This is a genomic window from Mesorhizobium sp. B2-7-2 (assembly GCF_006440775.1).
Lineage (GTDB): Bacteria > Pseudomonadota > Alphaproteobacteria > Rhizobiales > Rhizobiaceae > Mesorhizobium.
In genome coordinates this window covers 1-8,708 of the sequence record NZ_VFTZ01000051.1, presented here as the reverse complement: position 1 = coordinate 8,708, position 8,708 = coordinate 1, and the positions used below count along the sequence as shown (strand labels likewise).

General features: G+C 64.3%; 7 protein-coding genes. 1 reads left to right on the top strand and 6 read right to left on the bottom strand.

Annotated features, from left to right (window positions below; all coding sequences use genetic code 11):
* The 6 genes from FJ425_RS31205 to FJ425_RS31180 form a co-directional block, all read right to left on the bottom strand.
* A partial coding sequence (locus FJ425_RS31205; protein ID WP_210239091.1) for a hypothetical protein occupies nt 1-1,012 on the bottom strand: 1,012 nt, incomplete at its 3' end.
* Between the two features lie 530 nt (nt 1,013-1,542).
* A complete protein-coding gene (locus FJ425_RS31200; protein ID WP_140631053.1) occupies nt 1,543-2,400 on the bottom strand; it encodes a patatin-like phospholipase family protein in 858 nt (285 codons plus the stop codon).
* Complete coding sequence (locus FJ425_RS31195; protein ID WP_140631055.1) at nt 2,397-3,839, bottom strand: pitrilysin family protein; 1,443 nt, start codon at nt 3,837-3,839, stop codon at nt 2,397-2,399. The genes FJ425_RS31200 and FJ425_RS31195 overlap by 4 nt, the downstream gene beginning before the upstream one ends.
* 137 nt (nt 3,840-3,976) lie before the next feature.
* Entirely contained in the window at nt 3,977-5,338 is a 1,362-nt protein-coding gene (locus FJ425_RS31190) for a pitrilysin family protein (RefSeq protein ID WP_140631058.1), read from the bottom strand.
* An 83-nt stretch (nt 5,339-5,421) separates the two neighbouring features.
* Nucleotides 5,422-5,976 carry a 16S rRNA (guanine(966)-N(2))-methyltransferase RsmD gene (gene rsmD, locus FJ425_RS31185; protein ID WP_140631061.1) on the bottom strand — a complete coding sequence of 185 codons (555 nt, stop codon included), beginning with the start codon at nt 5,974-5,976 and terminating at the stop codon, nt 5,422-5,424.
* On the bottom strand, nt 5,957-7,936 hold the full coding sequence (locus FJ425_RS31180; RefSeq protein ID WP_140631064.1) for a pseudouridine synthase: 1,980 nt from the start codon (nt 7,934-7,936) through the stop codon (nt 5,957-5,959). Before FJ425_RS31180 ends, rsmD begins: the two co-directional genes overlap by 20 nt.
* A 181-nt stretch (nt 7,937-8,117) precedes the next feature.
* On the opposite strand from FJ425_RS31180, the gene FJ425_RS31175 reads away from it, so the two are divergent.
* The gene (locus FJ425_RS31175) at nt 8,118-8,573 is read left to right on the top strand and encodes a nucleoside deaminase (RefSeq protein WP_140542480.1); all 456 of its coding nucleotides are present in this window, start codon (nt 8,118-8,120) and stop codon (nt 8,571-8,573) included.
* Nucleotides 8,574-8,708: the final 135 nt, after the last annotated feature.

The window sequence follows — 8,708 nt, the reverse complement described above, 5'->3', positions numbered from 1 at the left end:
TGTTGGTGACCGTGTACTTCCAGGAGATGGCCTCTCCCGACAGGATGTTCAGGCCATCGCCCGACGCCGTGTCGTCCGCCGTCACCTTGTCGATGGTGATCTTAGGATCGGCGCCGAAGTAATTCGAAGGATCGAAATCGGTTACGGTGCCCGTACCGGTTGAAGCCGTCACAGTACCGATATTGGAATAATTCCCGGAGATCGCCGTCCCGGAGCCGGTGAAAATCCAGGTCTCGGTCGTGTCGAGCTTGTTGTCGTGGTTGGTGTCGCCGATATTGAAGCCGCTGCTGAGCACCGGTGAGACGACGACGTTGTGGTCGTCGGTCACGACGACGTTCGACAACGCAACGTTGCCGGTATTGGTCACCGTATACTTCCAGGAGATCGAATCGCCTGCAAGGACGTTCAGGCCATCTCCGGAGACCGCGCCGTCGACCGTCTGCTTGTCGATGGCGATTCCGGGCTGGGTCGAAACGCTTGGGACCGTCGTGGTGCGCCACTCCTCGAAGCCGCCGTCCGAACCTGAGAAGCTCGAGTAGAGCGTGACGTAGGAGCTGGACGTCGCGCCGGCACTGAGGAAGGAGCTGACCGGGACAAGCACGCGGTAATCGTCCGTGCCGGAACCGCTATTGGAGTCCGTCAGCAGCTGCGTGCCGGGCATGTCGAAGACCGAGACGAAGCCGGAGAAGCCGGCATCATAGTCTGTGATGGTCGCGTCGTGGTTGGAAATATAGACCCTGAGATCGGTCAGCGTGATGTTGGCATTGACGTTTTCGTTAAGGTCCAGCCGGAACTCGATATATTGGATGCCATTGACGGTGATCGGCTGCAGATTGCCCCATTGCAGGCTGTGTGTGAACGAGGCCTTGTCGTCGAGGACTTTGCCATTCTGATCGGTGTTGAAGCCTTGCTCGACACCTGTCGCCTGCAAGCGGAAGAAGGAATCGTAGTTACCTGTGCCGGAACCAATCGACGTGGCCTCGAGAAGCACACCATCGCCAATGTCACTCATCGTCATTTCCTCCACAGACGCTCGCGCGCCTTTTTTGGCCGCCACGGCGGCTAACTACCCCATGCAACGACGCCAAGATCGGCGTCCAAATTCCGTGCGGGGAGGAGGATCCGCCTAGCGCCCGGCGCGCCGCACCTGCCCGTCCCCGGCCCGAGCGCACCAAATACAACATGGTGTCTCATGGCGGGTGGCGGTTCGATGGTGACGGCTAAAAGCGGCTGCGGATGCCGCGCTGCGTTTCCCCTACCCCAGTAGCACAGTATCTCGTTGTTGCCGGTCTCGAGATTGTTCACGCTACTATATTAGGATATTATTAACTCTACCGCAGCGTGCGTCAACGGGCAATTCGATGAAGAGTTAATGACAACACTCAAATCCGGGCGCGAATTCGGCCATTCAGTATAAAGAATACTTCGCTCTATCCTTAGGTCTTGCTTTATAAGGGACCTTTGCGGCGACCGTTTCAGACTTCGGTGTCAGACCTCGGTCGCAGCCATATGCACCTGAAGCGATGCGGCTGGAGGATGCTCTCAGACCGCTTTCTTGTTGCCCTGCCTGCCGCCATGCGCTTCCACGGCCTTCTCCACGGCGCGCTTCAGCTCGTCCTTGATCTCCGCCGTCTCGGCCATCAGCGCCTCGATCTTGAGAAAATCGAGCACGCGGTACTTCGAGACTTTTGGGCGGATCAGGATGTCGGGGCTGGACTGCTGCAGCTTGTTGGCGATGATCGACTGCATCATCAGCTGCGAGGCGCCATACATCAGGTCGACCGTGGTCGGATGCTTGCGCTCGGCGTCGCTCGGCGCACCGACCACGTCGATTGCGATGATGACATCGGCATCCTTTTCGAGGAGATCGAAGGGGACGGGATTGTAGATGCCGCCGTCGATCAGCAGGCAATCATTGCGCACCACCGGGCGGAACACCGCCGGAATGGCGGCCGAGGCCGCGAGCGCCGAATGCAATTCACCCTCGGCGAACACGGCGAGCTTGTGGCCGAAATAGTCCGTCGCCGTCACCTTGAGCGGAATCTTCAGCTCTTCGAAGGTGGCGGGGATATCCTGAGGCAGGAACGCCTTGAGGATGCGCTCGATATTGAACTGGCCGACGCGGATGCCGCCCTGCATGGCTTCGGCGATCGTGCCCGGCCGCGACCGCCACATGCGCGCCGCCATTTCAGCGCGGCTGCCGAGGATCGAACGGGAATAATCGTGGATTTGCGCTCCAGTCATGCCCGCGGCCATGCCGGCGCCCATGATGGCGCCGATCGACGAGCCGGCAATCGCCGCCGGCTTGATGCCAAGCTCGTCGAGAGCCTCGATGATATGGATATGCGCAAGACCGCGCGCGCCGCCGCCGCCGAAGGCCACCCCGAAGGTCGGGCTCATCCCTTGCGGCCTCCCGCCACCTGAACCAGCGGCGGCCCAATGACCATCACCGCCGGGTCGGACGACAGGAGCTTCTTCGCCGCCGCCTTGACGTCAGCCAGCGTCACGGCGTTGATGAGAGCCGCGCGCCGCTTGATATAATCGATGCCGAGATCATCGATCTGCAGCTCCACCAGCGTCGCGGCAATGGAGCTGGACGAATCCAGATTGCTGATGGCGTAGGCGCCGACCATGTATTTCTTGGTCGCCGCGAGCTCCTCCTCCGAGGGGCCGTTGTCGGCCATGTCCTTCACCACCTGCCGCACGATCGCAAGCGTTTGGGCCGCGCGGTCGGAACGCGTCGCCGTCGTCACCAGCAGCGCGTTGGAATGCTCGTGATCGACGAGATCTGAGCTGACGCTATAGGCAAGGCCGCGCTTCTCGCGCACCTCTTCGTAAAGATGCGACGTGAATGTCGAGCCGCCGAGTATCTCGTTCATCAGCGCGGCGGCGTAGAAATCGGGATCGCTTCGCTTCACGCCCGGCCAGGCAAGCTGCAGGGAGGTCTGCGGCAAGTCGTAATTCACTTCGAGCTGCTGGCCGAGCTTGGGCGTGACGTCGACAATCGGCGCCAGCGCCTGCTTGTCCGGCAGGTCGCCGAACACCTCGTCGAGCCTGCCGCTCAACGTGGCGGCGTCGATATCGCCCACCACCGCCACATGCAGGCCGCCGCGGGCGAAATTTGCTTTGTGGAAGGTCCTGAGGTCGTCGGCAGTGATGGTGGCGAGGCTGTCTTTGTTGCCCTCGTCCGGCCGCGCATAGGGATGCTGGCCGTAGATCGCGCGCAGCCAACGCTGCTGGCCGATCGTATTGGGGTCCCGCTCATTGGCGAGGATACCGGACAGTATCTGGGCGCGGATGCGGTCGATCGGAGCCTGGTCGAAGCGCGGGCGGTTCACCGCCAGCTTCAGCAGGCCGAAAGCCTCGTCCTTCTGGTCGGACAACATGCGGATCGAACCATAGATGCCATCGCGGGCGGCCTGAAAACTCATCTCGGCGCCGGCATCGTCGAGCTTCACCTGGAAGCCCTCGCTGTCGAGGTCGCCGGCGCCCTCGTCGAACAGGCCGGTCATCAGGTTGACCAGGCCTTCCTTGCCGGCCGGATCCTGCGCCGTGCCGCCGTCGAAGACGAAACGGATCGCAACCAGCGGGATCGAATGGTCTTCCACCAGCCAGGCGGTGACGCCCTTCTTCGACTTCACCTCCTGGATGTTCATTTCGGCGCGCGCGGCAAGCGCCGGCAAAAGCAGGAAGAACAGGGCGAAGCAAAGGATGGCGAAGGCGCGATAGACGCGCCCACCTTCTCCCTTTGCGGGAGAAGGTGGGTCGGCGCGTAGCGCCGAGACGGTTGAGGGGTGTTGGAAGGATCGCCGTCCTTGCCAAGCTGGAACACCCCTCATCCGACCGAGCGTCGCTCGGCCACCGCCCGGGGTCGAGCCACGGGTCTCGCCCCGTCCTTCGGACCCCACAAGGGGAGTAGGGGAAGCCTGGCGGGGAGAAGGAAAGGTGCTCGTGCGGCCAAGAACCATGCTCATCATCAATTCCCCGCCTGCTGCTGCGGCAAGAGATAGCCACTGGTTGAGCGATCGAGCACCAGATAGCGGGCGGCGACCGCCTTGACCTCATCGGCGGTTACCTTGCGGATGCGGTCGGGCCATTCCTGGACGTCCTTGACATTGCCGCCCGTGGCAAGCGTCGAGCCGTACATGTTGGCCATGTCGTCCTGCTTGTCGCGCGCAAAGATCATGGAGCGCACATAGCGGGTCTTGGCCCGCTCCAGCTCATCGTCGCTCACGCCGTCCTTGACGATGCGGGCGATCTCGGCATCGACCGCCGCCTCGATATCGACAAGCTTGGCGTCGCCGCGCGGGGCGCCATAGACGGTGAAGTTGGTGGCGTCGAGCATGGTGCCCTGGAAGTAGGCGCCGGCCTCGGAAGCGATACCCTGCTTGACGACGAGCTGCTGGTACAACCTGCTGCGGTTGTCGCCGCCGAGGATCTCGGCAAGCAGGTCGAGCGCCTCGGCTTCGCCGGGCTTGGCCGTGTGATAGGATGGCACCACCCATTGCGTCGAAAAACTCGGCACCGAGACGCGCGCGTCGGTCAGCGTCACCGTGCGCTTCGTGTTCTGCTCGGGCTCGACGGGACGGATGCGCGGCCGCAGGTCCGGGCCGCGGGCGACCTTGCCGTAGGTCCTTTCGGCCATCGCCTTCACCGCGTCGGGATCGACGTCGCCCACCACCACCAGCACGGCGTTGTTCGGTCGATAATAGGCGTCGTAGAAGGCTTTCGCGTCCGGACGGTTCAACTGCTCCATCTCCTGCATCCAGCCGATCACCGGAATGCGGTATGGCTGGTTCTGCCAGAGCGTCGCATCGACCTCCTCGTCGAGCACCGCCTGCGGGTTGCCGTCGATGCGCGAGCGGCGCTCCTCCAGGATCACGTCGCGCTCGGTCTTGATGACATCGTCGGTCAGGATGAGGTTGCGCATGCGATCGGCCTCGAAGCCCATCATCTGCTCGAGCGCCGAAGGCGGCACGGTCTCGTGGAAGGCGGTGTAGTCGTAAGAGGTGAAGGCGTTGTTGGAGCCGCCGATCTCGGACACGGCGCGGTCGAACTCGCCGGCGGCGTGGTTGGTCGTGGCCTTGAACATCAGATGCTCGAAGAAATGCGCGATGCCGGATTTGCCGGGCGGCTCGTCGGCGCTGCCGATCTTGTACCAGACCATGTGGGTGACGATCGGGGCGCGATGGTCCGGGATGACGACCACTTCCATGCCGTTGTCGAGCAGGAAATCCTTGACCGCGCCGACATCGACCGCACGGGCCGGAGCGGCCGCGGCAAGCGCCAGCGCGCCCGCCAGAAGCGCTGTGCGCAGCCTAATCCCTGTTCGTCTCATCAAGTTCTCCGGTCGCGGTTGCGCGACGATAGGCAAGGTTGTTGGCGAGGCAACGTGAATTGTGAGTCATTTTCGAGGCGGTGCTACCCAACCTCGATGAAGCGAATGACCGTTTCGCCGTAATTGCGCTCGTCCATCACGGAAAAACCGGCGCCCGGTTCGAACGCCGCCGAGGCAGCCTCCTCGACGACGCAGAGCGCGCCAGGCAGAAGCCAGCCGCCGGCCTTGGCCGAGCGCAGCGCGCGCTCGCCGAGCCCTTTGCCATAGGGCGGGTCGGCGAAGATCAGGCCGAAGGGCGAGATCGTGCCGGCGTCGCCCAAATGAGCGGCGTCACGACGAAAAATCTTGGTGCGGCCGGTGAGTCCATAGGCCTCGACGTTCTCGCGAATCAGGCCTCGCCCTTCCGTCGATTCCTCAATGAAGACGCAGTAGGAGGCGCCGCGCGACAATGCCTCAAGTCCGAGCGCGCCGGTGCCGGCGAAGAGGTCGAGCACGCGGCCGCCCTCGAGCTTTTCCGCGTAGCGATGCGCCAGGACGTTGAACACCGCCTCGCGGGTGCGGTCGGTGGTCGGGCGGATTGCGTTGCTTTTCGGCGTCGCCAGCGGACGCCCGCGGAATTCACCGCCGACGATCCGCATCGCCGCCCCTCTTCGGACCGCGCGGCCTGTCGCCGCCATCGCCTTCAGGACGCTCGCCGCGAGGCTTGCCGAACGGCTTCGCGCCCGGCTTTCCCTTGCCGCCCGGTTTGTAGGATGCCTTGCGCGCCTTGGCCTCGGCGGCCTTGGCGGCGTCGGCTTCCGCCCTGCCCTTGCCGATCGGCCGGGCGCCCGGCGCCATCCAGACATTGGCCTTGCGCTGGCCCGGCGGCTCGATCGGCCGCTGCTCGCGCTCGGATTTCTTGCCCCCAAACCGCGGCTTGTCGCCAAAACCGCCGCGGTCGGATTTCGGGCCGCGCTCGCCGAACGCCCTGTCCGGCCTAAATGCCCTGTCTGGCCCAAATGCCCTGTCTGGCTTTGTCGAGAGCTTGCTCAGCGCCTCGTCGCGGCTGCCTTCGCGGCGCTTGCGCGCCTTGATCAGCCCGCCCTCGCCGATCGGCCGGTGGTCGCCGTCGCGCGTGAATTTCGGCCGGTCGGTCTCTTCACGGCGAGGCCCGCCGCCGCGCACCGGCTTATTGGAGAACGGCTTTTGGATTTCGGCATCGAAATTGGCGCCGGACTCCTCGATCAGCCGCTCGCCAAGCTGCTCGCGCAGCACACGGCCCTTGATCTCGAGCACATGGCCCTCCGGCAGGTCCTCGAGCTGGAACGGCCCGTAGGAGATGCGGATCAGCCGCGTCACGTCGAGGCCAAGCGCGCCGAGGATGTTCTTCACCTCGCGGTTCTTGCCTTCGCGCAGGCCGAGCGTCAGCCACGCATTGGAGCCCTGCTCGCGATCGAGCGAAGCTTCGATGGAGCCGTAGAAGACGCCGTCGACGGCGATGCCTTCGCGCAGGCCGGCGAGCGCGCTCTCCTCGACCTTGCCGTGGACGCGCGCACGATAGCGCCGCAGCCAGCCGGTGGCCGGCAATTCGAGCACTCGCGACAGCCCGCCGTCATTGGTCAAGAGCAGCAGGCCCTCGGTGTTGATGTCGAGCCGGCCGATCGTCATCAGCCGCGGCAGGTCGGGCGGCAGCACGTCGAAGACGGTCCTACGGCCTTCCGGATCGCGGTTGGTCGTGACGACTCCCGCCGGCTTGTGGAACAGGAAGAGACGCGTGCGCTCGATCGGCGGAATCTCGGTGCCGTCGAGATGGATGATGTCGTTGGCGCTTACATTGAAGGCTGGCGAGTCCAGCACCTTGCCGTTGACCTTGACGCGGCCGGCCGCGATCAGTTCCTCGGCGTCGCGGCGCGAGGCGATGCCGGCGCGCGCCAGCCGCTTGGCGATGCGCTCGCCGCTTTCCGGCGCGGCTTCCGAGGGCCGCGGCCGCGGCTTGAAGCCACCTTCCGGTTTTCTTGCGATGCTATCGCGCTGCGGACGATCGCTGAAGTCTCGCTTCGGCCGGTCGGCGAAATCGCGTTTGGGACGGTCATCGAACGCGCGCTTGGGGCGGTCGAAACGTCGTTCGCTCCGCTCGCCTTCGGCCCCCGCCGGCCGGTCGCCACGCGGCGTATAGGGCTTGCGACTCTCACGCTTGTCGAAGGGCTTGCCGTCGCGCGGCGGACCTTTGCGGAACGGGCTGTCGCCGCGCTCCCCGCCTTCCCCCGTTTCACGCGGCTTGTAGCTGCGCTTGAAGTCACGGGCAGGGCGCTCGCCTTCGGCCGCCATCGGCCGGTCGCCGCGCGGTGTGTAAGGCTTGCGGCCATCGCGCTTCTCAAAGGGCTTGCCGTCAGGGCGCGGACCCTTGCGGAACGGCTTTTCGGCACGCCCAGCGCCCTCGACCGTTTCGCGTGGCTTATAGCTACGCTCGCCATAGCGGCGCTCGCCTTCGGCAGCCGCGGGCCGCTCGCGCTTGGCGAACGGCTTCTTGGCGCCGTAGGCCGGCTTGCCGTCTCGCAGGCCCGCCGGTTTCGAGCCGGCTTTGCGCGGCCCGCGTGAAGATTTCTTGTCGTCGTTCATTACTTCGCTCGTCTTCACCTGCTACAGCGCAGCACGCCCTTTCGGACGCCCAGCGCAGGCGGTGTCATCTTGATTATTGCGCATATGCCAGCGCGGCAAAAACCGATTCCGGTTTTCAAGGTCTCGCGCTAGATAACAGGATCGCTGTCGGGTGGCGAGGAGTAATCGGAATGGAGACCCCTTGAAACGACCGGATTTCATGGCCCTGGCGCTTGAAGAGGCCGAAGCGGCCGCCGGCCGCGGCGAAGTGCCGGTCGGCGCCGTGATCGCCAATGGCGGCACGGTGGTCGCGAAAGCCGGCAACCGCACGCGCGAGTTGGCGGACCCGACAGCGCATGCCGAGATGCTGGCGATCCGCGAGGCCTGCCGGAAGCTCGCAAGCGAGCGTCTCACCGGCCACGACCTCTATGTGACGCTGGAGCCCTGCGCGATGTGCGCCGGCGCGATCTCCTTCGCTCGGCTGCGGCGGCTCTATTTCGGCGCCGCCGACGAGAAAGGCGGCGCGGTGGTCAACGGCGTGCGCTTCTTCGCCTCGCCCACCTGCCACCACACGCCGGACATCTATGCGGGGATCGGCGAAAGCGACGCCGCCCTCATCCTCAAGGATTTTTTTCGCGAGAGACGGGATGGCGGGTGAGGTGAAGTGAGTAGTGGTTAGTGAGTAGTGAGTAGTGAGTAGTGAGTAGTCACTACTGACTACTGACTACTGACTACTGACTACTGACTACTGACTACTGACTACTGACTACTGACTACTGACTACTGACTACTG

Excerpts from the sequence above, each read along its gene's own strand:
- FJ425_RS31200 (WP_140631053.1), bottom strand. The coding sequence starts at position 2,400 with ATGAGCCCGACCTTCGGGGTGGCCTTCGGCGGCGGCGGCGCGCGCGGT.
- FJ425_RS31195 (WP_140631055.1), bottom strand. The coding sequence starts at position 3,839 with ATGAGGGGTGTTCCAGCTTGGCAAGGACGGCGATCCTTCCAACACCCC.
- FJ425_RS31190 (WP_140631058.1), bottom strand. The coding sequence starts at position 5,338 with ATGAGACGAACAGGGATTAGGCTGCGCACAGCGCTTCTGGCGGGCGCG.
- rsmD (WP_140631061.1), bottom strand. The coding sequence starts at position 5,976 with ATGCGGATCGTCGGCGGTGAATTCCGCGGGCGTCCGCTGGCGACGCCG.
- FJ425_RS31180 (WP_140631064.1), bottom strand. The coding sequence starts at position 7,936 with ATGAACGACGACAAGAAATCTTCACGCGGGCCGCGCAAAGCCGGCTCG.